The 22,179-nt window shown below is 63.0% G+C and carries 22 protein-coding genes; 12 read left to right on the forward strand and 10 right to left on the reverse strand.

Annotation, left to right across the window (positions count from 1 at the left end; genetic code table 11):
• Positions 1-2 precede the first annotated feature (2 nt).
• Positions 3-1,394, reverse strand: coding sequence for a sensor histidine kinase (locus tag HCN58_RS11645; RefSeq protein WP_235983538.1), 1,392 nt, complete (start codon positions 1,392-1,394; stop codon positions 3-5).
• A 174-nt stretch (positions 1,395-1,568) separates the two neighbouring features.
• Between HCN58_RS11645 and HCN58_RS11650 the strand changes: the two genes are divergently transcribed.
• Positions 1,569-2,552, forward strand: a complete 984-nt coding sequence (locus HCN58_RS11650) for a DUF2380 domain-containing protein (RefSeq protein ID WP_171579453.1) — start codon at positions 1,569-1,571, stop codon at positions 2,550-2,552.
• Here the strand turns inward: HCN58_RS11650 and HCN58_RS11655 are convergent.
• Entirely contained in the window at positions 2,512-4,275 is a 1,764-nt protein-coding gene (locus HCN58_RS11655) for a flavin-containing monooxygenase (protein ID WP_171579454.1), read from the reverse strand. The two genes, HCN58_RS11650 and HCN58_RS11655, sit on opposite strands and share 41 nt — an antisense overlap.
• A gap of 105 nt (positions 4,276-4,380) precedes the next feature.
• Positions 4,381-4,929, reverse strand: a complete 549-nt coding sequence (locus HCN58_RS11660) for an Lrp/AsnC family transcriptional regulator (protein WP_171579455.1) — start codon at positions 4,927-4,929, stop codon at positions 4,381-4,383.
• Between the two features lie 132 nt (positions 4,930-5,061).
• Here HCN58_RS11660 and HCN58_RS11665 point away from each other — a divergent pair, with 132 nt between their 5' ends.
• Positions 5,062-5,469, forward strand: coding sequence for a nuclear transport factor 2 family protein (locus tag HCN58_RS11665; protein ID WP_171579456.1), 408 nt, complete (start codon positions 5,062-5,064; stop codon positions 5,467-5,469).
• Between the two features lie 32 nt (positions 5,470-5,501).
• Here HCN58_RS11665 and HCN58_RS11670 read toward each other — a convergent pair whose 3' ends face one another.
• The 4 genes from HCN58_RS11670 to HCN58_RS11685 all read right to left on the reverse strand — a co-directional run bounded on the left by HCN58_RS11670 (position 5,502) and on the right by HCN58_RS11685 (position 10,570).
• Positions 5,502-6,584, reverse strand: a complete 1,083-nt coding sequence (locus tag HCN58_RS11670) for a DUF2855 family protein (RefSeq protein ID WP_171579457.1) — start codon at positions 6,582-6,584, stop codon at positions 5,502-5,504.
• A gap of 218 nt (positions 6,585-6,802) precedes the next feature.
• Entirely contained in the window at positions 6,803-8,398 is a 1,596-nt protein-coding gene (locus HCN58_RS11675; protein WP_283814559.1) for an acyl-CoA synthetase, read from the reverse strand.
• Positions 8,362-9,546 (reverse strand): ABC transporter substrate-binding protein, encoded by a 1,185-nt coding sequence (locus tag HCN58_RS11680; protein WP_171579459.1) that lies wholly within the window; start codon positions 9,544-9,546, stop codon positions 8,362-8,364. The genes HCN58_RS11675 and HCN58_RS11680 overlap by 37 nt, the downstream gene beginning before the upstream one ends.
• Before the next feature lie 46 nt (positions 9,547-9,592).
• A complete protein-coding gene (locus HCN58_RS11685) occupies positions 9,593-10,570 on the reverse strand; it encodes an NAD(P)H-dependent flavin oxidoreductase (RefSeq protein ID WP_171579460.1) in 978 nt (325 codons plus the stop codon).
• Positions 10,571-10,781: 211 nt separating this feature from the next.
• On the opposite strand from HCN58_RS11685, the gene HCN58_RS11690 reads away from it, so the two are divergent.
• Positions 10,782-11,669, forward strand: coding sequence for a LysR family transcriptional regulator (locus tag HCN58_RS11690; protein ID WP_171579461.1), 888 nt, complete (start codon positions 10,782-10,784; stop codon positions 11,667-11,669).
• 163 nt (positions 11,670-11,832) lie between these two features.
• Here HCN58_RS11690 and HCN58_RS11695 read toward each other — a convergent pair whose 3' ends face one another.
• Entirely contained in the window at positions 11,833-12,486 is a 654-nt protein-coding gene (locus HCN58_RS11695; protein WP_171579462.1) for a DNA-3-methyladenine glycosylase family protein, read from the reverse strand.
• Positions 12,487-12,523: 37 nt separating this feature from the next.
• Here HCN58_RS11695 and gluQRS point away from each other — a divergent pair, with 37 nt between their 5' ends.
• Both gluQRS and HCN58_RS11705 read left to right on the forward strand, forming a co-directional pair.
• Positions 12,524-13,408: a tRNA glutamyl-Q(34) synthetase GluQRS gene (gluQRS, locus tag HCN58_RS11700; protein WP_171579463.1), complete on the forward strand. Its 885-nt coding sequence runs from the start codon at positions 12,524-12,526 to the stop codon at positions 13,406-13,408.
• 83 nt (positions 13,409-13,491) lie between these two features.
• Positions 13,492-14,745: an ATP-binding protein gene (locus HCN58_RS11705; RefSeq protein ID WP_171579464.1), complete on the forward strand. Its 1,254-nt coding sequence runs from the start codon at positions 13,492-13,494 to the stop codon at positions 14,743-14,745.
• Here HCN58_RS11705 and HCN58_RS11710 read toward each other — a convergent pair.
• Positions 14,669-15,562: a YihY/virulence factor BrkB family protein gene (locus HCN58_RS11710; RefSeq protein ID WP_171579465.1), complete on the reverse strand. Its 894-nt coding sequence runs from the start codon at positions 15,560-15,562 to the stop codon at positions 14,669-14,671. The genes HCN58_RS11705 and HCN58_RS11710 overlap by 77 nt on opposite strands.
• 146 nt (positions 15,563-15,708) lie before the next feature.
• Between HCN58_RS11710 and HCN58_RS11715 the strand changes: the two genes are divergently transcribed.
• The 6 genes from HCN58_RS11715 to HCN58_RS11740 all read left to right on the forward strand — a co-directional run bounded on the left by HCN58_RS11715 (position 15,709) and on the right by HCN58_RS11740 (position 19,760).
• Positions 15,709-15,903, forward strand: a complete 195-nt coding sequence (locus tag HCN58_RS11715; RefSeq protein ID WP_171579466.1) for a twin transmembrane helix small protein — start codon at positions 15,709-15,711, stop codon at positions 15,901-15,903.
• A gap of 21 nt (positions 15,904-15,924) precedes the next feature.
• Positions 15,925-16,497, forward strand: a complete 573-nt coding sequence (locus HCN58_RS11720; protein ID WP_171579467.1) for a cob(I)yrinic acid a,c-diamide adenosyltransferase — start codon at positions 15,925-15,927, stop codon at positions 16,495-16,497.
• Positions 16,498-16,634: 137 nt separating this feature from the next.
• Complete coding sequence (locus tag HCN58_RS11725) at positions 16,635-17,384, forward strand: electron transfer flavoprotein subunit beta/FixA family protein (RefSeq protein WP_171579468.1); 750 nt, start codon at positions 16,635-16,637, stop codon at positions 17,382-17,384.
• Positions 17,384-18,328, forward strand: a complete 945-nt coding sequence (locus tag HCN58_RS11730) for an electron transfer flavoprotein subunit alpha/FixB family protein (RefSeq protein WP_171579469.1) — start codon at positions 17,384-17,386, stop codon at positions 18,326-18,328. The genes HCN58_RS11725 and HCN58_RS11730 overlap by 1 nt, the downstream gene beginning before the upstream one ends.
• 151 nt (positions 18,329-18,479) lie before the next feature.
• Positions 18,480-19,361: a 3-hydroxybutyryl-CoA dehydrogenase gene (locus HCN58_RS11735; protein ID WP_171579470.1), complete on the forward strand. Its 882-nt coding sequence runs from the start codon at positions 18,480-18,482 to the stop codon at positions 19,359-19,361.
• 210 nt (positions 19,362-19,571) lie between these two features.
• On the forward strand, positions 19,572-19,760 hold the full coding sequence (locus tag HCN58_RS11740; protein WP_028348190.1) for a putative motility protein: 189 nt from the start codon (positions 19,572-19,574) through the stop codon (positions 19,758-19,760).
• Between the two features lie 183 nt (positions 19,761-19,943).
• Here the strand turns inward: HCN58_RS11740 and tlpA are convergent, their stop codons facing one another.
• Complete coding sequence (tlpA, locus tag HCN58_RS11745) at positions 19,944-20,621, reverse strand: thiol:disulfide interchange protein TlpA (RefSeq protein ID WP_376701169.1); 678 nt, start codon at positions 20,619-20,621, stop codon at positions 19,944-19,946.
• 123 nt (positions 20,622-20,744) lie between these two features.
• Here tlpA and argH point away from each other — a divergent pair, with 123 nt between their 5' ends.
• Positions 20,745-22,142 carry an argininosuccinate lyase gene (argH, locus tag HCN58_RS11750; RefSeq protein WP_171579471.1) on the forward strand — a complete coding sequence of 466 codons (1,398 nt, stop codon included), beginning with the start codon at positions 20,745-20,747 and terminating at the stop codon, positions 22,140-22,142.
• Positions 22,143-22,179: the final 37 nt, after the last annotated feature.

The following is a 22,179-nucleotide window of genomic DNA, read 5'->3' on the forward strand; positions in this document are numbered from 1 at the left end:
CTCTAAAGCTCCACCCGCATGCTGGGAATGCGGGCGACAAGCCGGGCGCCGCCCATTTCTCTCCGCTCGAATTGCAAGGTCCCTCCGAGCGAAACCACGCGCTCTTGCATGCCGAGCAGTCCCATGCTGGCTTTCGGCGTGAGGCTAGCCGGCGCCGCTTCGCCGTCGTCCTCGACGGTCAGGACGACGTCGGCGTCTCCAGCTTCGAGACGCAATTGCACGCGCCGGGCCTGCGCATGTTTTGCTGCATTGGTAATCGCCTCTTGCGCGATGCGATAAAGGCTGGCGCTGACACCAGGCGACAAATCGTCGGCGTTGCCAGTGACGGCAATCTCAAATTGGGTGCGGCCTTTCTCAAAACGATTCCAGCTCGCAACCAGACTCTCGAGACTGCCGGTAAGACCAAGTTCCTCGACATCGGGTGGACGCAGGCGCACCAGCGCGCCACGCAGGGTCTCCATCATATGTGCCGTCGTGCGCGAGATGCCGCGGCATTCCTCGTACAATGGCGGGCATTCGCGCTCCGCGGTGTGGCCGGCGGCGGCAGCCTGCGCCGCGATCGCGGAAAGCGATTGACCGAATTCGTCGTGCAACTCGCGCGCAAGATGGCGCCGCTCCTCGTCCTGCACTTCGATCAGCTTTAGCGTCAAGGCGTTGCGCTCGGCAAGCGTTGCCTGCAGCCGCTCCGCAAGGGCGTTGAAGACGCCGGAGATGGCCGACAATTCCGCGAGATCGAAGCGGGGCAGGCGGGCGGAGAGATCGTTCGCCGCCAGTTGCTGCAGCCCCGTGGCAATGGCCTGGGTTGGCCGCAGCGCGCGCGCCAGCGCGGCGTAGACCGCAACACAAAGCCCTGCCAGCGCGCAAGCCATGATCGAGAGCAGCCGGCTTGCGTCGCGCCAGCTCTGGCCGATCTGCGTGGCGGGGTCGAAGGTCGCGACCGCCATGCCCCGTGCACTGCCGGCAACGAGGACCGGCAGCGAGACCGGTTCACCCGGACGAAAGATGACGCGATAGAGGGAGGCGAAGATTTCGGGCGCGGCCATTTCGTGGGCGGGCGCCCCGCTGCAGACGCCCTGGCGAAACGCGCCGGCGTTGTCCCGGTAGGCAATGCAGAGTCCCGGCTCCATCAGCGACGCGATTCTCTGCAAATCCGGCGTTACGTTGATGGACACCGAGAGCCACTGCGCCTGCGATTGCTGCAACGAGAGATCGCGGGCCACGATCTCGGCGATACGGCTCGCTTTGGCCCTGGCGACACGGTCGCTGTCGAACAAGGCGTAGGCCGCGACGGCGATGAAGCAAACTGCCGCGAGCGCCGCGACGCGTAACGCCAGCCGCAGCTTCAGATCGATGGCGGGCGCAGGCCTCGCCACGGAGTTGGATGCCTGTCGCAAGCTCCCTCCCATCGGCTTCGAATATAGAAGCAAATTTCGCCGGGAAGAAAGCGGGGCACGCCAAGATCGGGTATTTCACCCGGCCGTTCCAGGGAAAGCTGCCGTTTCGGCAGGGCCACAGATCGGTCGATATCGTGACGAAGGCAGCTCCGCATTATCAGTTCCAGGTGCTCCATGCGCTACATCGCCGCTATCCTCGCTCCGGCCATTGTGCTGGCGTCGCTCGCAACGGCTGGGGCCGCCGAAACGGCCGCGCCGTCTCCGATCAAAATTGCGGTGTTTCCGTTCGAACTGGAGGATTTCAGCGCCGGGGCGGCCTACGTCCCTCCTGATGACGTCGACCGCGAGCAATTGCGGCTTTCGACGGAGGAAGCCCGTCGGCTAATCGCGGCGTCCGGACGCTATCAACTGGTCGACGTCAGCGCTGCGAACGACCGGGCGGCGAAAGCCAGCAAGCTGCGGGATTGCGAGGGCTGCGAAGCCAAGATCGCCGCCGGCCTTGGCGCAGATCAGTCGATGGTCGGGATCGTCTCGCGCATCACCCGAACGGAATACGCGGTCACCTACAAGATACGCGACGCCAAGTCCGGTTCGATCGTTGCGGTCGAGCAGACGGACTTGCGCATGGGCGCCAATGTGGCCTGGAGCCGCGGGGCGCGGTGGCTGATCCAGAACCGTCTGCTAGCGCGGGCGCAGGACAAGCCGCTCATTTTCGCGGTCGCCGAAATCGAATATGTCGACACCTCGGGCGAGGTCATCGATCAAAGCGCCGACCATGTGCGTCGCCTGCGCGAATTCGAAGCTTCGCTGCGCAACGATCTGGCGGCGAGCGGAAAGCTGCGAAACGCCGGCCTCGATTGTCCGCCAAACGGCTGTTCGGTCGGCGACCTCGATGCCGGTCAGTTGCTCGGCAAGGCGCAGGCGGCCGGCGCCGACCTTCTCGTCATCGGCAGCGTTCACAAGATGAGCACGCTCGTGCAATGGGCGAAATTCGACATCATCGACGTGAAGGCTCGGAAGGTGGTGTTCGAGCGCCTCGTCAGCTTCCGCGGCGATAATGACGAGGCCTGGCGCCGCGCGGCATCCTTTATCGTCAGGCAAATCAGGGAGGCGGAACTCATGCGCCTCGCGGCAACAGCCCTTCCTCAATCGCCTTAATCTGCAGCGCCAGATACTTTGAGCCGATGCGGCATTGTGCAAGGCCGCCGGCGATCAGCCACAGGCCGGGCTGGCCGGTCCGCTTATACATGTTGCGCAGTTCCTGCTCCTCGCCAAATCCCCAGATCGTCCCGACGCGCTTCTCGACCGCCTCGCCGAACAGTTTTCGCACCAGCTCTTCCTGGCGCTTGTAGCCGGTTGCGAGAACGACGAGGTCGGCGGCAATGGTCTCACCGTCCTTCATCTTGGCGCCTGCCGCCGTGAACGTATCGAGCTCGGCGAATTGCTTGAGCGCGATGTCGCCCTTGATGATGAGATCGGAGCAGCCGACATTGAAATAATAGCCACCGCCGCGGGTGAGGTATTTGAACTGCCAGCCGGTGTTGTCCTCGCCGAAATCGAGCTTGAAGCCGACGCGCGACAGACCTTCGAGCAATTCCGTGTCGAGCGCCTTGGATTTCTCAGCGGTCAACGCATGGCTCTTGCGTGCCAGCTTGAGCGGCATCGAGGTCACGATCAGGTCGTTATCCTCCAGCGTGCCTTCGTTGTAGGGCGCGTAGACCAGTTGTGCCGAAGGCTCGATGCTGACGACCAATGTGGAGGAGCGCTGGAACAGCGTGACATGAGCGCCGCTCGAATGCAGGTCCTGCGCGATATCGTGGCCGCTATTGCCAGTACCGATCACGATGGCGCGCTTGCCCTTCCAGTTCTCGCCGTCATCATACTGGCTGGAGTGCATCACCTTGCCGGCAAAATCCTTTAGTCCCGGGATATTAGGCACGCTCGGGATGCCGCTAACGCCGGTCGCCAGCACGACATGGCGCGGATGCATGATGCGCCCAGCGCCGGCGCGACGTAGCGTCACTGTCCAGCGGCCTTCCTGCTCGTCATAGCTGCCGCCCTCGAACTCGGTCTCGGTCCAGAAGTTGAGCTCCATCGCCTCCACGTAAGCCTCGAACCAGTTGGCGAGCTTGTCCTTCGGAATATAGGTCGGCCAGTTCGGCGGGAAGTGCAGATAGGGCAGATGGTTGACCTGCACCTGGTTATGCAGCGTCAGCGCGTGATAGCGCTTGCGCCAATTGTCGCCGATGCGTTTTTCCCGATCGACGATCAGCGTATCGACGTTCAACTGCTTCAGCCGCGCGGCAATGGAGAGCCCGGATTGCCCGCCGCCGATGACGAGGACGGTCGGGTCGCGGTCGGCATAGCCGGCGGAAGCCTTGCGCAGGTCGAGCCAGTTCGGCCCACGAAAATCCCGCGAATAGGCGTTGCCGCGCGGCCGATCGACCCCGAGTTGTTCCTCAAAACCCTTGAGTTCGCCAAGTTCGGTCAGCAGCGTCCAGGCTTTCAGCCGGTTGCCGTCGTCCGCATCCGGGATCAGGCGGATGATGCCGTTGCCTCGCCCGACCCTGGTTTCGAATTTGAAGATCGCCTCGATGGCGTTGGTGCCGGCCCGCATCACCTTGCGCGGCGCAGCGCGATCGGGAGCGATCGCGAAGCGCGTGGGAGCCATGCGGCAGGCCAGCGGCGGAAGGGCTTCCAGAATCGCGTCGGCGCCATTCAGCGTCTGAATATTCCAGCTCAGCGCCAGCACGTCGCGCCAGTAGCTGTCGGGATGGAACAGCGTCTTCAGCAGCTCGTCGTCAGGTTTTCCGAGCGCTTCCTCAAACTGCCCAAGCCAAGTGTCGGCGGCTACCGAGCTGTCGTCCGTCCTGTCGAGCATGGGCGTTTCCCATCACCGGCCGTCTTCGCGGCGTTTTCCCTGTACCGGAGCCTATACCCATTACGGACGGCGCTGGAAGAGAGGCATCCAACCACGCTGGCCGATCTAGCTTCGCCGGTTGCGGCGTTCCGATCGTCCAGGCCTCGCATTCTGCTGAAGTTTTTGAGGTTTCGGTGTTTCGAGGTGCTGGAGAGGCAATGGTGCTCCAGCTTTGAGGGTCTGGATTGCAATATTGCTGCGTACCTCGCGCACGATTGGCAGGTTGAGGAGCTTGCCCACCAGAAAGCGCTGATAGTCGGCTAGATCAGGCACGACGACTTCGAGGAAATAGTCGGCTTCGCCGGAGACGAGGTGGCACGCGATAATCTCGGGCATCGCCACGACGGCCTTCTCGAACTGCAGCGCGCGTTCGTTGGCATGCCCTTCGATTTTCACTCCGAGAAACACCGAAAAGCCAAGCCCGATGCGGTCGCGCCGCAACGCTGCCCGGTAACCTTCAATATACCCGCTACGCTCCAGTCGCTTGACGCGACGCAAACACGGTGAAGGCGACAAGCCGATCTTGTCGGCCAGCTCGACATTGGTCAGACGGCCGTTGGCCTGCAGCTCGGCCACGATGCGGCGGTCAATTGGATCCAGGTCTGCATTTGGCATATCGACGCAAACATATAGCTGAGAAGAGCACAGAATTGCGCAACTTTCCTCGAAATTGGCACAGTTAGCAAGGACCTGCCTCGGCATCTTATGGCACGGTGACGGCTCAACCCCACGAATCGAGCGAGCCAGATGTCCGACCATGCCAATTACCAGTCTCTCTTTGAGGCGGTGGAGCGCTACTTCGATCTGATGTTTGATGGTGACGTATCTCGCTTCGACGCGGTATTTGCGCCAAGTGCCCAATTGCACGGATTGCGAGATGGAAATTTGCGTCGCTTGTCGGCGCAGGAATTCAAGAACGCGCTGGCTGCCGGGCCATCGCCCAAATCGAAGGAGGCGCCGCGTCTGCAGCAACTGTTGCTGGTGGATTTTGCATCCCCCACGCAGGCGTTAGTCAAGGTTCGCGTCCGGATCGATACGCTTCTCTATCTCGATTACCTGCTATTTCATCGCATCGACGACGCCTGGCTGATCACGGCCAAGTCGTTCCATGTTGAGCAAACATACGCGCCGGACGAACCGATGCTTCGAGCATGATTGGCCAAGCTAGCCGCCTTCACGCCGCGCTGTCATGCCAGCGACAGGATCAGCCCCTGATCCGGTGGCACGCGGCCGTTGAGGGTATTGAGATAGGCGCGTTGAACTGCCGCAGGTCCATGGTTCTCGATCACCTTCATCCAGCGTTCCAGGTTCGGAACGAAGCCGGACCACGCGGCACCAAAACGCATGTCGACGCCGCCCCTGGCGCGCTTGCGGATATGATCCGGCGCGAAGAAAAATTGCGGTTTGGCGCCCGGCAGTGCCTGCGCCGGTTCATCGGGCGATGACTTGCGATGCGTGAGCCCGATGATTCCGCTATACTTCATTTGCTCGCCGAAGTGCCCGTGCAGCGTCGCACGTAATGGGCTGTTGCCGGCCATGTCGACATACACGACCGCGGAATTTGTCGGCAGCGAGCCTATATCTTCATAGGTCACGACCTCGTCGTAGCAGCCAAGCGATTTGACGAAGGATGTGTTGCCCGCCGAGGTCAAGCCGATCGTCTTGATGCCGTTGCTCCTCGCATGCAGAAGGTGCGCTAGCCCGTAAGCGGTCTTGCTGGAAGCCGAGGACAGCATCACGCTTTTCGCGCCATAAAATTCGTTCTCGGCGAGAAAGTCATCAACCAGGAACGACAGCATGAACAAGGGGCGCAGCAGCGCCTGATAGTCGCCCTGTCTGCCTGCGAACGCCGGATCGCCGCTGACCCGCGCATACGCATTATAGACCGGCGCCACGCCTTGGCGGTGCGCGGCAGCATCGCGCAGGCCGCGCTTGCTGATATCGGCGGCCTCGATGACGAGATGCGTCGCCATCGGAAAGTAGCCGAACAGGGTTTCGCCCTCGGCAATCCCGGGATGCTTTGAGGCAATCACCTTGCCAAATCCCCATACCGGAACGTTGCCGAAACCTTCAGGCGCCGGAAACAGCTGCCAATACTTCAGATGATCGCCGAGCACGGCATAGGTAATATTGTTGGCGGTGAAGGCGAAGCGCGTCACCTTCACCAGCAGCGCCTCGTCAGGCAGCGCGGCCGCGTCGGGCAGTGGCCTTTCGATCACCTTGCATTGCTGCAGATCGTTGCGGGCGACGACAAAGTCGGTGGCTTGCATGGTCTCGATCCCTGCGCTTTACGTGCAGCAATCTTTGCGCCGTCCGATGACCGTTTTGCAACAGCGATGATGTTTAAAACACTGTTCGATTTCATGTCGGAATGCCTCGCCGTCATTGCGAGCGAAGCGAAGCAATCCATCTCGCCATGTAAGGGAGAGAATGATTGCTTCGTCGCTACGCTTCTCGCAATGACGTGGAGGGTGCAGAGGGCGAACCCTCACCCAATCGCGCGCAGTCTACCCTCGGCATACATATCGCGCAGCTTACGCTTGAAGATCTTGCCGGTGGCTTCGCGCGGCATCGCGTCCATGAACTGGATGTCCTTCGGCACCTTGAAATTGGCGAGGCGTCCGCGCAAGAATTCCTGCACCGCGGCGGGCGACAGCGCCGCATTCGCCTCCGGCTCGATGCAGGCGAACAACCGCTCGCCGAATTCGTCGTCGGGGACACCGAATACCGCGCAGTCGCGCACGCCGTCCATGCCGATCAGGGCATTCTCGATCTCTGCCGGATAGATGTTGACCCCGCCGGAGATCACCATGTCGCGCTTGCGGTCGCACAGGAACAGATAGCCGTCTTCGTCGAGGTAGCCGACGTCGCCGACGCTGACGAGGCCCTCGCGCCCGGCCTCGGCCCGCGCCTCGGCTTTGCCGTGATAGTCGAAATCCGGCACGGAAGTTTGCCGCATGAAGATCTCGCCGGGTTCGCCAACGCCGCAAAGCGAACCGTCGGGGCGGAATATCTTGACGATCCCGCCCTCGATGGCGCGGCCGACGGTGCCGGGTTTTGCGAGTGCCTCTTCGGCGGAATGCCACACCGGAATGCCGGTTTCGGTCGAGCCGAAATATTCGTTGATGACAGGCCCCCACCACTCGATCATGGCGCGCTTGACCTGCGGCGGGCAGGGCGCAGCACCGTGCACGACGAAGCGCAGCGACGACAGATCATAACGGCGCTTCACTTCATCCGGCAGCCGCAGCAGGCGGACAAACATCGTGGGCACCATGTGCATGTGGGTCACACGGTGACGCTCGATCAATTGCAGCATGTCTTCGGGATCGAAGCGCGGTTCGAGCACGATTTTGCAGCCGCTGCGGAACGCCAGCATGCCGTAGGAGTTCGGCGCCGAATGGTACATCGGGCCGTTCATGAGAATGACCTGGTCCCGGTTCGGCTTGACGCCATAGGCGATGCCGACGCGCGCGGAAGCCGCGGCCTGTTCCGGCGTCATCGGCTTGCGCCGCACGCCCTTGGGCAGGCCGGTGGTGCCCGAGGTATAGAACATCGGCGCGCTGCCGATCGGCGCTTCCTGCGACGGTGCGTGCGTGTCGCGCCAGCGGTCCCAATCCGTCATAGCGTCGGGAACTTGCGTCAGCGACGGCGCAACGTGGAAGGCTGCGGCGATTTCCGGCGGCGTTGCCATCACCAATAGCCTGATATCGGCGGGCAGGCCGTCCGTGATCTGCGGCAGCAGGTCGGCATGGCAGACCAGGATTTTGGCGCCGCTGTCGGCCAGGATGTAGGCGACCTCCTCGGCCTTGAGATGCCAGTTGATCGGCACCACGGGGCTGCCCAGTGCGGCTGCGCCGCCCGAGACTTCGAAGAACGCAAAATCGTTGCGCAGCATCATGCCGACGGGCGTGCCGCCGCTCACGCCGAGCGCCTTGAAGCCTGTCGCCGCCCGCGCGATACGAGCGCGGGTGTCGGAGTAGCTGATTTGGCGTTCGCCGCTGATGATCGACGTCAATTCTTCCTCCTCGGTCGCGGCCGCAAGCCCTAGCGGTCGTCCAGAATTTCGCCGAAGCCGACCCAACTCTTGCCGTCGAAGCGCCGCAGCCGCAATTGCTGGAACGGCAAGTAGTCCTCGGCACCGGTCGACACGGTCATGCCCGGCAGCAGCAGCGGTAACTGCACGTCGCGCAGCGACGCCGCCTGTTTCATGATGTTGGCGCGGCTGAAATCGCCCTTGCAAGCGATCAGGACCTTCACCATGAGGCTCGCATAGTGATAGCCGGCAGCGTAGTTCGAATTGCTCAGATCTGCATTGGGCAGATACTGCTTCATAAAGGCGAAATACTCCTTGGCGCCCTCGTCCTTGGCCCATTGCACGTCGAGCGTGTCCTTCGTGTTGCTGGACGAGATCAGGCCGACTGCATTTTCCAGGCCGGCCGGCTCCAGGAACGAGATTGACGAAGCCGAGGTCGGCACGAAGAACAGGTCCGGCTTCCAGTTGATCTCGGCGACGCCCTTGATCATCTGCGAGGTGAACTTGCCGAGCACCACGCCGAACAGCACATTGGCGCCGGAAGCCTTCAGCGTCGCAAGCTGCGAACTGATGGTCGGCGCGCTGGTCTCGTAGCTGGCTTCCGATACGATCATGCTTGCGGCCTTGTCGCCCAGCCCGCGCTTGAATCCGGCGACATAGTCGCGGCCGAAATCGTCGTTTTGCGCGAGAATGGCGATCTTTGCGTCAGGCTTGGCCTCCAGGACATGCTTGGCATAGACCACGCCTTCGGACTGATAGGCGGCCATTCCCGGCATGGTCCAGGGAAAATTCTTCGGATCGGCCCATTTGGTCGCGCCGCTGAGCACGAAGAGCTGCGGCACCTTCTTGCTGTTGAGATAGCGATGCACCGCGTTGTTGGTGGCGGTCCCGAGCGAGCCGAACATCAACAGCACCTCTTCCTGCTCGACCAGCTTGCGCGTCTGCTCCACTGTTTTCGGCGGGGAGTACGCATCGTCGAGGCTGATGAACTTGATCTTGTGACCGTTGATGCCGCCTTCGGCATTGATCTTCTCGAAATAGGCTTCCTGGGCCCGGCCGATGATGCCGAATCCGGAGGCCGGGCCGCTGTAGGGCAACGTCTGGCCGATGCGGATTTCGCCCTTATCGTCGGCGAGTGCCGCGGCGCTCCCCAGCAGCGCCAGCGCGATCGTCAATACAGGTCGTGATAACCTCATGTTTCCGTCCCTCCATTGTTTCTTGTTGGCTTGATTTCGTGCGTCTTCAGGAAGCGCGCGCCCGCCTGAGAAATTCGCCGCTTGCGTCGGCGAATTCGCACCTAAGCCGCTCCACCAGCTCTGCGACCGGCGGTGTATCCGCGATCTGGCCGATGCCTTGGCCGGAGCCCCAGATGTCGCGCCATGCCTTGGACTTCATGTTGCCGCCGGAGCCGAAGTTCATCTTCGATTTGTCGGCAACAGGCAGATTGTTCGGATCGAGTCCGGCGGCAGCGATGGAAGGGCCGAGATAGTTGCCGTGTACGCCGGTGAACAGGTTGGAATAGACGATGTCATGCGCGGCGTGTTCGATCAGCGCGGCTTTATAGGCCGGATCGGCATTGGCTTCGGCGGTGGCGATAAAGCGGGTGCCCATGTACGCCATGTCGGCCCCGAGCGCGAGCGCGGATGCAATGCCCCAGCCGTCGGAGATCGCGCCTGACAAGAGGACGGTGCCCTTGAACCACTGCTTCACCTCGCGCAGCAGCGCGAACGGCGACAGCGTGCCGGCATGGCCGCCGGCGCCGGCGCAAACCAGGATCAGGCCGTCCACGCCATGCTCGGCCGCTTTTCGCGCATGCTTGACGTTGATCACGTCGTGGAACACCACGCCACCATAGGAATGCGCGGCGTCGACGATTTCGATCGGTGGGCGCAGGGAGGTGATGATGACCGGCACCTTGTGCTTCACGCAAGTTTCCATGTCCTTCATCAGCCGGTCGTTGGACGAATGGCAGATCTGGTTGACCGCGTAGGGCGCGACCTTCTTGTCCGGATGCAGCGCCTTGTATTCGCCGAGCTCGTTCTCGATTCGGCTCAGCCATTCGTCGAGTTTTTCGACGGGACGCGCGTTCAGCGCCGGGAACGAGCCGACGATGCCGGCTTTGCATTGCGCGATCACGAGCTCGGGCCCGGAAACGATGAACAGCGGCGAACCGACCACGGGCAGTTCGAGCGAATTGGCAAGCGAAGCAGGCAACGGCATTCGGTCTCTCCCTTGCAACGCAAAGCCGGCGGTGCCGGGAACGCGTCGATTAATGTTGATTTGAAAGCGCCGGGCCGGGCGGAGCTGCGGGCCGAGCGCTATTATATTGGGGTCCATTATAGGGCTGGACGGCACGCCCCGGCTGTTCAATATTGAACAGGTAATCAGTCAGAAATAAACAGCACGCCGCGAGATTGGGGGCGAGGAGCTGATGGATTGGGAGCTATGCAAGACCTTCGTCGCGGTGGCTGAGACCCGCAGCTTCGCGGCGGCCGCGCGCCGCTTGCGCTCCAGCCATCCGACGGTTGGGCGCAAGATCGCCGAACTGGAAGGCCAGCTCGGCATTCCCTTGTTCGCCCGATCCAACGAAGGTCTTTCACTGACCTCGCACGGACAGAAATTTCGCGAGCATGTCGATGCGATGGCGGCGGCGGCGTTGCGCGCCGAGGCCGCGGTCTCGGCGGCGGGCGTGCAGGCCCGCGGCGTGGTCAAGCTGTCGATTGGGGCGACACTGGCCTCGCACTGGCTGATGCCCAGGCTCGGGCCGTTCCTGCGCAAGCACGACCACATCCAGCTCGAGATCATCACCCATCCGTATCCGGCGAGCGTCCGCCGCCGCGAGGCCGATGTCGTGCTGCGCCCCGTCGATAGTGGCGAGGAGAACCTGATCGGCCGCAAGATCGGCCGCCTCGGCACCGGCTTTTACGCCTCGCGCGACTACGCCGCGCGGCGGCGCCTGCCTGAGCGGCGCGACGAATGGAAGGGTCACAGCGTCATCGGCTTTGCCGACCGGCTGTCGAACGAGCGGCTGGCGCGCTGGAGCGACGCGATTACGCGGCAGGGCTCGATGGTGATGCGCTGCTCGTCGCAAGGCGACATGCTCGCCGCCGCACGCGCCGGTCTCGGAATTTCAACGCTGTCCTGCTTCGTGGCCGCCGCCTATCCGGAACTGGTTCGCGTCGCCCCGCAAAAACTCGTCAGCGTGGCCGATCTCTGGCTGCTGGCGCATCCGGATCTCGTCGACCTGCCTGCCGTGCGCGCCGTGATCGATTTCGTCAGGGGCTCCGCGCGGGAAGACCGGATGCGGCTGAGGGGGTAGAACAACGAAAGATGGGGCTGCACGACCGGTCTCCGTTCCCCGGACGCAGCGCAGCACGCAATGATGCGCTGCTGAGCCGGGATCCATGAGGCATGGCACGCAATGAGATAGGTTCCGGCTCTGCGGAGCAGCGCTATGCGCTGCACCGCGTCCGGGACACGATTCAAGGCTTGCTCGCCAGCACGCCTTCGCGTTTCTTCAGCACGCGATAGTAGCTCCACCACAGATGCGCTGCCGCGCCGCGCAGCGGGCGCCACGGCTCTGCCAGCGGCGCCATCTGCTTGGCGGTCGGGCGCGTCTTCAGGCCAAGCCCGATCTTGATCGCCTCCTGCACCGCGAGGTCGCCGGATGGCCAGGCGTCGCCATGGCCGAGACAGAACAGCAAATAGACGTCGGCCGTCCACGGGCCGATGCCGGGCAGCGCGGTCAGCGTATGGTGGGCGGCATCCGCATCCTCTTCCGCCAGCACGTCGAGATTGAGCCGCTCGGCTGCCAGTTCGCGCGCGATATTCTTCAGCGTCTTGATCTTGGCGGCCGAAAGCCCAAGCCGGCCGAGCCGGTCGGCGCGGGCCTTGCGGATGACCTCGTGATCGAACGGATCGAACGCGGCTGTAAGCCGCGCCCAGATCGCGCCGGCGCTTGCGGTGGAAAGCTGCTGGCCGCATACGATCGCCGCCAGCCCGGCGAATCCCGGCTCGCGCTGCCGCAGCGCCGGCATGCCTGTGAGCTCAAAAATCGGCTTGAGCCTTGGGTCTTGCTTGACCAATGCGTGGACGGCGTCTTCGAGGTCGGACTGGCTGTTGAGGTGGATGGTCATTGCCCCTTAAAACCACCATGTCCCGCGAAAGAGATCAATGCCGCCACCCGTTTTCCGATTTGCTCCCAGCCCGAACGGCTATCTCCATCTCGGCCACGCCTATTCGGCGCTGCTGAATTTCGACCTCGCGCGCCGCGCCGGCGGAAGATTTCTGCTGCGGATCGAGGATATCGACGCGACCAGGTGCCGGCCGGAATTCGAGGCGGCGATTTACGAAGACCTCGCCTGGCTCGGGATTTCCTGGGAAACGCCGGTGCGGCGGCAATCGGAGCATTTTTCGCGCTATCGCGAGGCGGTCGAAAAATTGGCAGGCTTAGGCCTCATTTATCCGAGCTTCGAGAGCCGCGCCGAGATCGCCCGCCTCGTCGCGCAGCGGGAAACCGAAGCGTCCTGGCCGCGCGATCCCGACGGGGCGCCGCTTTATCCGGGCGCCGCGAAATCGCTGCCGCCAGACCGGCGCCGCGAGTTGATCGCGCAGGGCGCACCTTACGCGCTGCGGCTCGACATGCAGAAAGCGCTCGCGCGCACGAAGGAACTGGCCTGGCGGGAAGACGGTGCAGGGCCCGGCGGCGAGACCGGCGTCGTCGCCGCGCGCCCCGAAGCGTGGGGCGACGTCATCCTGGCCCGCAAGGAGACGCCGACCAGCTATCATCTCTCCGTGGTGATCGACGACGCCCTGCAGAGGGTTACCGACGTGGTGCGGGGCAGGGACCTGTTCTGGTCGACGAGCGTCCACCTGGTGTTGCAGCAGTTGCTTGGTATCCGGCAACCGGTGTATCGGCATCACCGGCTCATCGAAGATGCGTCGGGACACAAGCTCTCGAAATCGACGCAAGCCACGGCCTTGCGCGAATTGCGTGGGCAGGGTGCCACGCCAGCGGAAATTCGCAGCCGCGTCGGTTTGCCTGCCGTTCCCCGATGACACCACTGGGGGTTGTTGAAAACGTCTCCGTGACACCAGCCGCCATCGCGTGTCATGCTGGTCGCGGCAGAGGAAGGGGGACCATGGCGGCAAAGCGGCGCTCAACAGGCACCACGGGAACAGCAAAGAAGCGGCGAGCGAAAAAGCGTGTATCCCGCGCCGTTAAAAAACCCGGCACGCGCAAGTCCGCCATCGCTGCGCCCGGCATGGTCGAGACCGCGCTGGCGGCCTTTGCGCACGAGGTGCGCACGCCGCTCACCGGCATTCTCGCGATCAGCAACCTGCTCGCGACCTCGGACCTCGACGAACGCGAACGGCGCTGGGTCGACACTATCAAGGCGGGCGCGGAACACTTGGCCAGCCTTGCGACCCTGTTCGTCGATGCCGCACGGAGCGGCGGTCCCGGGCTCGAGGTACGGCAGGATTTTTTCGACCTGCATACGCTCGCCCGCAATGCCGGCGATTCGCTGACCGGACGGGCGGCGGCCAGGGGCCTGAAATCGTCGGTCGAGATTTCCGAAAAGCTCCCGGGATTTGCGATCGGCGATCCCGTTCGCCTGCGCGCCGCGCTGGAGAACCTGATCGATAACGCGGTGAAATTCACCGAACAGGGCAGCGTCGCGCTGCAAGTTACGCCTGCGCGCGGCCCGAAGGGCAAGGTCGCCGTCGCGTTCGCGGTTTCCGACAGCGGGATCGGCCTCACGCTCGGCGAAATCAGGCGCCTTTTCCGCCCGTTCTCGCAGGCCAATGTCTCCATTGCATCGCGCTTCGGCGGGGCCGGGCTCGGATTGTCGTCAGTCAAGCAACTGGCGCGTGCCATGGGCGGCGACGTCACCGTGACGCAACGGCGCGGCGGCGGCACCACCTTTACCCTCAATGTCATGATGTCGCCCGCAAAGGACGCCGTGACGGTGGCGTCCGGCGCGGATGGCGAGGTATCGATTAGTTCGCCGCGACCGCTGCGCTTGCTCAGTGTCGAAGACAACCCGTTCGGCCGCGTCGTGCTCAACGCGATCCTGACCGAACTCGGTCACCAGACCGAGTTCATCGGCCAGGGCGAGGTGGCGCCCGAGCGCCTCGCCCTGGGCTCATTCGATGCGGTGTTGATGGACATGGTCCTGCCGGGCATCGACGGCGTTGAGGCAATCAGGCGCATTCGCGCGCTGGAGCCGCCGCTCGGACACATTCCGATCATCGGCATATCCGGACGTAGCGAGGATGAGGCGGCGTCGCGCTCCGCCGGCGCCGAGATCTTTCTGGTCAAGCCTGTGAGCCCGCGCGCCCTGGCGACTGCGCTGCATGCAGCGACATGCCCTTCGGCAATTGCGACTTCATGATGGCTGCGTTCAATTCGCCGCCGAAGACGAAAATCGCCGAAATGAAGTACAGAAACACCAGCGCGATGATGACCGAGGCAAGCCCCGCATACATCGTCACATAGTTGCTGGCGAAGCGCGCCAGATACTGGCCGAACACGATGCCCGAGATCAGCGACCCCACCATCGTGAAGACGATACCGGGAAGGATCTGCAGAAAGCTCCGCCGGCCGCAAGGCAGCCAGGCATGCAGCACGAACAGCGCCACGGTCATCGCAGTGATCGTGATGCCGTAGCGGGCGAAAGTGAGAAGGCTTTCGTTGCTCTCGACGAAGAACGGAATGTGGCGGCGGGCCGTCTCCAGGATCAGCGGACCGAGCACGATCAGGAACGCCATCGCCAGCGAGGTGAAAGCGGCGACCAGCGTATAGCCGATCGATTCCAGCCGCAGCCAGTACCACGGCCTCGGCTCGACCACCGAATAGGCGCGGTTCAGCGCGACCCGCAGCGCCTCGACGCCGTTGGAGGCGAAATAGACCGCCAGCACCGCGCCGACAGTAAGGACGCCGCCGCGCGTCGTGGTCAGCACGTCGTGGATTTCTCCTGACAACGCGTCCGCGACCTGTTGCGGCCAGGTTTGCAGCAGCAGTGCCACGGCACCGTCAGCGAGTTCCTTGGAGCCGAAAAAGCCGGCGAGCGACGTCAGCACGATCAGGAATGGAAATAGCGCCATCAAAGTCGACAGCGCGATATGGCTTGCAATCGCCCAGCCATCATCGGCGAGGAAGGTATAAAACGCCTCCATCACGACGAGGTAGACAAAGCGAATGAGCCTCACATCTCACCTCGATCGGGTATCGCGGTCCCGTTCTAAAACCAGGACTAGCATCTGATATTATTGGATTAAAAGCCAGATCGTCGAGCGGTTGTGCGAAGGTTGTGAACGTGTTGGAAGTCGGCGCCTCGCGGTGTTATGTACCGCCGATGATATCCTTTCTAAGTTCGATCGTCCTTCCCATCGCGGTTGCGGCCGTGGCAATCGTGCTGCTGCTCGGCCTCGTCAACATGATGCGGGGCGGTTCGCCGAGCCGCTCGCAGAACCTGATGCGGCTTCGGGTGCTGCTGCAGTTCATCGCCATCGTCATTACCATGGTCGTGGTGTGGGCGTTGGGCAGATAAGAGCAGGAAAGGGAAGCGCCAATGGTCGTACTCAACCGCATCTATACGAAGACCGGCGATGACGGCACCACGGCGCTCGGCAGCGGCGAGCGCCGCCCGAAACACGATCTGCGCATTAGCGCCTACGGCACCGTAGATGAAACCAACGCCGCCATCGGCGTGGTGCGGCTGCACCTCGGCGATGCCCGCGAACTCGATGCGATGCTGGGCCGGATCCAGAACGATTTGTTCGATCTCGGCGCCGATCTTGCGGTGCCCCAGCGCGACGGCGGGGCCGAGCGGCTCCGGATGTTGTCGAGCCAGGTCGAACGGCTTGAGCGCGACATCGATGCGCTGAACGAGCATCTCGCGCCGCTGACCTCGTTCGTGCTGCCCGGCGGCACCCCCGCTGCCGCATACCTGCATCTCGCCCGTACCATATGCCGCAGGGCGGAACGGATCATGGTGGAACTCGCCGCGCGACCGGAGGAGCCGGTCAGCGCGGCTGCCATTCAGTATGTGAATCGCCTGTCGGATTTCCTGTTCGTCGCCAGCCGCGCCATGAACGACAATGGTGCCGGAGACGTGTTGTGGGTGCCTGGCCAGAACCGTTAAGGTAGAGCCTGAAGGTAGGCCTTGTCCGGGCCGATTTTTGGCTTTCGCGCGTTGACCGCCGATAGCGGGACCTTTAGGTTCCGCGCCAAGCTAATAACAAGCTGATCAAACCCCAGAATTCAAGCGAAAGAGGATCGATGAAGGTTCTTGTGCCGGTAAAGCGGGTGGTCGATTTCAACGTCAAGGTCCGCGTCAAGAGCGACGGAACGGGCGTGGAACTCGCCAACGTGAAGATGTCGATGAATCCGTTCGACGAAATCGCCGTCGAGGAAGCGCTGCGGCTGAAGGAAGCCGGCAAGGCGACCGAGGTCGTGGTGGTTTCGATTGGCCCCGCGCAGGCCTCCGAAACGATCCGGACCGGTCTCGCCATGGGCGCCGACCGCGGCATCCTCGTCAAGGCCGAAGGCAATGTCGAGCCGCTGGCGGTCGCGAAGATTCTGAAAGCCGTGGCCGACGCAGAGAAGCCCGGCCTCATCATTCTCGGCAAACAGGCAATCGACGACGATTCGAACCAGACCGGTCAGATGCTGGCGGCGCTGCTGGGCTGGTCGCAGGCGACGTTTGCCTCCAAGCTCGAAGTTGAAGGCTCGGACTTCAAGGTCACGCGCGAAGTCGACGGCGGCCTGCAGACCGTGAAGCTGAAGGGACCGGCGATCGTCACCACCGACCTGCGGCTGAACGAGCCGCGCTACGCGTCGCTGCCCAACATCATGAAGGCGAAGAAGAAGCCGATCGACGACAAGAACGCGTCCGATTACGGCATCGATCTCACGCCGCACCTCGAAGTGCTCAAGACCGCGGAACCGCCCGGCCGCAAGGGCGGCGTCAAGGTCAAGGACGTCGCTGAGCTCGTTTCCAAACTCAAGACCGAAGCCGGGGTTCTCTGATGACGACGCTATTGATTGCCGAACACGACAACGCGTCGATCAAGGATGCGACCAACAAGACGCTGACCGCAGCCGCCGCGCTTGGCGCCGACGTGCACGTGCTGGTCGCCGGCGAGAACGCCAAGGCGGCGGCCGATGCCGCAGCCAAGCTTGCCGGCGTCAAGAAGGTGCTGCTCGCCGACAATGCTGCCTATGCCCACGATCTTGCCGAGCCGCTGGCCGCGCTGATCGTGTCGCTGGCGCCTGGCTATGACGCCTTCGTCGCGCCCGCAACTTCGCGCTTCAAGAACGTGATGCCGCGTGTTGCCGCTCTGCTCGACGTGATGCAGGTATCCGAGATCATCAAGGTGGTTTCCCCCGATACGTTCGAGCGGCCGATCTACGCCGGCAATGCGATCCAGACCGTGAAGTCCAAGGACGCCAAGAAGGTCATCACGGTGCGGACCTCGACCTTTGCCGCGGCTGGCGAGGGCGGCAGCGCGCCGATAGAGAATGCCGCTGCTGCGGCCGATCCGGGCCTCTCCAGCTTCCTGGGCGAAGAGGTTGCGAAGAGCGACCGTCCGGAACTGACCTCGGCAAAGATCATCGTCTCCGGCGGCCGCGCCATGCAGAGCCGCGAGAACTTTGCCAAATATATCGAGCCACTCGCCGACAAGCTCGGCGCGGGCGTCGGCGCCTCGCGCGCCGCGGTCGATGCCGGCTATGCCCCGAACGACTGGCAGGTCGGCCAGACCGGCAAAGTGGTGGCACCGGAACTTTATGTCGCAATCGGCATCTCCGGCGCGATCCAGCATCTTGCCGGCATGAAGGATTCCAAGGTGATCGTTGCGATCAACAAGGATGAAGATGCGCCGATTTTCCAGGTTGCCGATTACGGCCTGGTCGCGGACCTCTATCAGGCGGTTCCCGAACTGACCGACGCGCTCGGCAAGCTCGGAAAGTAACCACAGCGATAAACACCGGCCGGATGCGTAACATCCGGCCGGTGTTTTATGCTAAAGCGAAGTAGATTTGCGGCTTCGCGTGAACATAGCGTGCCAAAACGGGACCAGGACGAACAGGCGCGATGTGCGCGCCGTTCCGGTGGATGACAAGATGGCGGTGACAATCAAGAAGGTCGGCGTGATCGGCTCGGGCCAGATGGGCAACGGGATTGCGCATGTGGCGGCGCTCGCCGGCTTCGACGTGGTGCTCAACGACGTCTCCGACGAACGGCTGAAATCGGCGATGGCAACCATCAACGGCCATTTGTCGCGCCAGGTTGCCAAGCAGATCATCACCGAGGACGCGCGTAAAAAGGCGCTGGACCGAATCACCTCCGCCGAGACGCTCGACGGGCTTTCGGATTGCGACCTCGTGATCGAGACCGCCGTCGAAAAGGAAGAGGTCAAGCGCAAGATCTTTCACGAGCTCTGCGCGGTATTGAAGCCGGACGCTATCGTCGCCACCAACTCCTCCTCGATCTCGATCACGCGGCTCGCCGCCTCGACCGACCGCCCCGAGCGCTTCATCGGCATTCACTTCATGAATCCGGTGCCGGCGATGGAACTGGTCGAGCTGATCCGCGGCATCGCGACCGACGATATGACCTTTGATACCGCCAAGGAATTTGTCGGCAAGCTCGGCAAGCAGGTCGCGGTATCGGAGGATTTCCCGGCCTTCATCGTCAACCGCATCCTGCTGCCGATGATCAACGAGGCGATCTACACGCTCTATGAGGGCGTCGGCAACGTCGAGGCGATCGACGCCGCCATGAAGCTCGGCGCGCATCACCCGATGGGGCCGCTGGAATTGGCCGATTTCATCGGGCTTGATACCTGTCTGTCGATCATGCAGGTGCTGCATGAGGGGCTGGCGGATTCAAAATACCGGCCGTGCCCGCTGCTCGTGAAATATGTCGAGGCCGGCTGGCTCGGCCGTAAGACCCAGCGCGGCTTCTACGATTACCGCGGCGACAAGCCGGTCCCGACGCGGTAGACGTCATCGCGATCCTCCGGATTTTGTCAGTTCCTCATGGTGAGGAGGCGCGTAAGCGCCGTCTCGAACCGTGCGCCCCGCTCGTGCCATTCATCCTTCGAGACGCGCGAAGGATGAGGTCTTACAGAACGCTTGGCGCCCGATCCTCAATCTCCAGACTTCATTAACCGGTGCCAGGGTAGGGTGCCTCACGTCCGAGGAGTGTTGCGCATGGATATGATGGCTATGGTTTCGAGCATGCTCGCGATGCAGGCGGCGGGCACGCAGCAGCAAATCCAGACCTCGATCATCAAACAGAATGCGGATGCCGAGAAAGCCGCGGTCCAGACGCTTCTGGGCACGCCCTCGACCGCCAATCTCGCCCCCGGCGTTGGCGGCAATCTCAATATTGCGGCCTGATAACGATCCCCGAAGCAGCCGTTGAACCCTCATGGTGAGGAGCACGTCTTCGCGCGTCTCGAACCATGTGGCCCCGCTGGTGCCATTCATCTTCAAGACGCCGCTGACGCGGCTCCACAGAATGAAGTTTGACAGGTGAAATGGCGGACTCAGCGCGCCAGCTTGTCCTGCTGCTCCGCAGCCCTAAGACCCCGCCTTCACCGGCTGCATCGCGGCCTTGATCAGCTTGATCGCATCCTCGCTGGCCCATTCGGCGGGGCCGGCAAGGTTGGCGATCTCGCAGCCTTGGGCGTCCACCAGCACCGAAGTGGGCATCCCCAGCGCTTTGCCTATGCTCTTAAGCTCCTGAAAAACCTTGGCTTTTGAGTCGGCGAAATAGCCGAGCCGGGTCAGATTGGCCTCTTTGAGGAAGTTTTTCGGCTTCTCGGGGTCGCGGGTGTCGATATTGATGGCGACCACCTCAAAATCCTTGCCGCCGAGTTTGGTCTGCAGGCCCTCCAGCGCCGGCATTTCTTTACGACAAGGCACGCACCAGGTGGCCCACAGGTTCACCAGCACGGTCTTGCCGCGCCATTCCGACAGCTTCCTCGGCTTCCCCTCGGCATCCTCGAAGGCGAGGTCCGGGAGCCGCAGCGGGGTCGTCGCCATGGTCAGAGCCGCCACCTCGCCATGCGCCAGCGGCGATATCTTGCGGGCCAGTTCGACGGCCCCCGTACAGGACGGATCGCCGCCGCTGCCGCGCTTGAAGCCGCCGAGCCCGTAAAACGCGCCCAATCCGACCACACCCGCAGCCACCACCGCGCCGATGGCGATCGGGATCCGGCGCCTCGTGGCCGGGCGGGGCGGGACCATTTCGGGCATATCGTTTGTCATCCTGTGTCAGATACGGCTATGCAGGGCTCAAGACTAGGATCGAGTTACGGCCGAAACCGGCGCGGCGTTTGGTATGGGCTCGACGATATAGATGGCAGGGCTTGAGAAGTCATGAGCAACAAGATGTGGGGCGGCCGGTTCACCGAGCGTCCCGATGCAATCATGGAGGAAATCAACGTCTCGATCGACGTCGACCGTCACCTCTATGCCCAGGACATCGCCGCGTCCAAGGCCCACGCCGCGATGCTGGCCGCGCAAGGTATTATTACCGCGAGTGATGCGAAAAATATCGGCAAGGGTCTAGACACGATTTTGTCAGAGATCGGCGAGGGCGCGTTCGATTTCAAGCGCGCGCTCGAAGACATCCATATGAATGTCGAGAGCCGGCTTTCCGAACTGATCGGGCCGGCGGCGGGACGGCTGCATACCGCCCGCTCGCGCAACGATCAGGTCGCGACCGATTTCCGGCTCTATGTGCGCGACACGATCGACCAGACGGATGCCGCGCTGGCCGCCTTCCAGCACGCTTTGGCTGCCCGCGCGCTGGAGCATGCCGCGACCGTGATGCCGGGCTTCACCCATCTGCAGACCGCGCAGCCCGTCACCTTCGGGCATCATCTCTTGGCCTATGTCGAGATGGCCGCGCGCGACCGCGGCCGTTTTGCCGATGCGCGCAAGCGGCTGAACGAATCGCCGCTCGGCGCCGCGGCGCTCGCCGGAACCTCGTTTCCGATCGATCGCGCCGCCACCGCCAAGGCGCTCGGCTTCGACCGCCCGATGGCCAATTCGCTGGACGCAGTGTCGGACCGCGACTTCGTGCTTGAAACCTTGTCGGCGGCGTCGATTGCGGCCGTGCACATGTCGCGTTTTGCCGAGGAAATCGTGATCTGGACCTCGCCGCTGGTCGGGCTGGTGCGGCTTTCCGACAAGTTCACCACCGGCTCCTCGATCATGCCGCAGAAGCGCAATCCCGATGCGGCCGAACTGGTGCGCGCCAAGACCGGCCGGGTGATCGGCGCGCTCAACGGTCTCCTGATCGTGATGAAGGGCCTGCCGCTCGCCTATCAAAAGGACATGCAGGAGGACAAGCAGGGCGCGATGGAAGCGTTTTCGGCGCTCTCGCTCGCGATTCGCGCCATGACCGGCATGGTCCTCGATCTCGTCCCCGACGAGGCGCGGATGAAGGCCGCGGCCGGCGAGGGCTATGCTACCGCCACCGATTTGGCCGACTGGCTGGTGCGGACGCTGAAGATGCCATTCCGCGACGCCCATCATGTCACCGGGCGAATCGTCGCCCTCGCGTCGAAGCAGGACGTGGCGCTGCACGAATTGACGCTGAAGGCGATGCAGGAGGTCGAGCCGAGAATCACGGGCGACGCGCTGCGGGTGCTGTCGGTGGAGGCGTCCGTCAAGAGCCGGACCAGCTATGGCGGCACCGCGCCGAAGAACGTGTTTTCGCAGGCCAAAGCCTGGCTGAAGCGGCTGGAAAAAGAGCGAAAATTGGGCTGAAGAAAAAACTTCGCTGCAATTTCTTGGGTTTTTCTTG

Origin of the sequence: Bradyrhizobium australiense, from assembly GCF_013114825.1 — a bacterium.
Lineage (GTDB): Bacteria > Pseudomonadota > Alphaproteobacteria > Rhizobiales > Xanthobacteraceae > Bradyrhizobium > Bradyrhizobium australiense.

Coding starts and splice junctions, on each gene's coding strand:
- HCN58_RS11720 (WP_171579467.1), top strand. CDS start 15,925: ATGGTCGTACTCAACCGCATCTATACGAAGACCGGCGATGACGGCACC.
- HCN58_RS11690 (WP_171579461.1), top strand. CDS start 10,782: ATGGATTGGGAGCTATGCAAGACCTTCGTCGCGGTGGCTGAGACCCGC.
- HCN58_RS11680 (WP_171579459.1), bottom strand. CDS start 9,546: ATGAGGTTATCACGACCTGTATTGACGATCGCGCTGGCGCTGCTGGGG.
- HCN58_RS11705 (WP_171579464.1), top strand. CDS start 13,492: ATGGCGGCAAAGCGGCGCTCAACAGGCACCACGGGAACAGCAAAGAAG.
- HCN58_RS11715 (WP_171579466.1), top strand. CDS start 15,709: ATGATATCCTTTCTAAGTTCGATCGTCCTTCCCATCGCGGTTGCGGCC.
- HCN58_RS11660 (WP_171579455.1), bottom strand. CDS start 4,929: ATGCCAAATGCAGACCTGGATCCAATTGACCGCCGCATCGTGGCCGAG.
- HCN58_RS11670 (WP_171579457.1), bottom strand. CDS start 6,584: ATGCAAGCCACCGACTTTGTCGTCGCCCGCAACGATCTGCAGCAATGC.
- HCN58_RS11655 (WP_171579454.1), bottom strand. CDS start 4,275: ATGCTCGACAGGACGGACGACAGCTCGGTAGCCGCCGACACTTGGCTT.
- HCN58_RS11685 (WP_171579460.1), bottom strand. CDS start 10,570: ATGCCGTTGCCTGCTTCGCTTGCCAATTCGCTCGAACTGCCCGTGGTC.
- HCN58_RS11725 (WP_171579468.1), top strand. CDS start 16,635: ATGAAGGTTCTTGTGCCGGTAAAGCGGGTGGTCGATTTCAACGTCAAG.
- HCN58_RS11665 (WP_171579456.1), top strand. CDS start 5,062: ATGTCCGACCATGCCAATTACCAGTCTCTCTTTGAGGCGGTGGAGCGC.
- HCN58_RS11740 (WP_028348190.1), top strand. CDS start 19,572: ATGGATATGATGGCTATGGTTTCGAGCATGCTCGCGATGCAGGCGGCG.
- HCN58_RS11695 (WP_171579462.1), bottom strand. CDS start 12,486: ATGACCATCCACCTCAACAGCCAGTCCGACCTCGAAGACGCCGTCCAC.
- gluQRS (WP_171579463.1), top strand. CDS start 12,524: ATGCCGCCACCCGTTTTCCGATTTGCTCCCAGCCCGAACGGCTATCTC.
- HCN58_RS11650 (WP_171579453.1), top strand. CDS start 1,569: ATGCGCTACATCGCCGCTATCCTCGCTCCGGCCATTGTGCTGGCGTCG.
- HCN58_RS11730 (WP_171579469.1), top strand. CDS start 17,384: ATGACGACGCTATTGATTGCCGAACACGACAACGCGTCGATCAAGGAT.
- tlpA (WP_376701169.1), bottom strand. CDS start 20,621: ATGCCCGAAATGGTCCCGCCCCGCCCGGCCACGAGGCGCCGGATCCCG.
- argH (WP_171579471.1), top strand. CDS start 20,745: ATGAGCAACAAGATGTGGGGCGGCCGGTTCACCGAGCGTCCCGATGCA.
- HCN58_RS11735 (WP_171579470.1), top strand. CDS start 18,480: ATGGCGGTGACAATCAAGAAGGTCGGCGTGATCGGCTCGGGCCAGATG.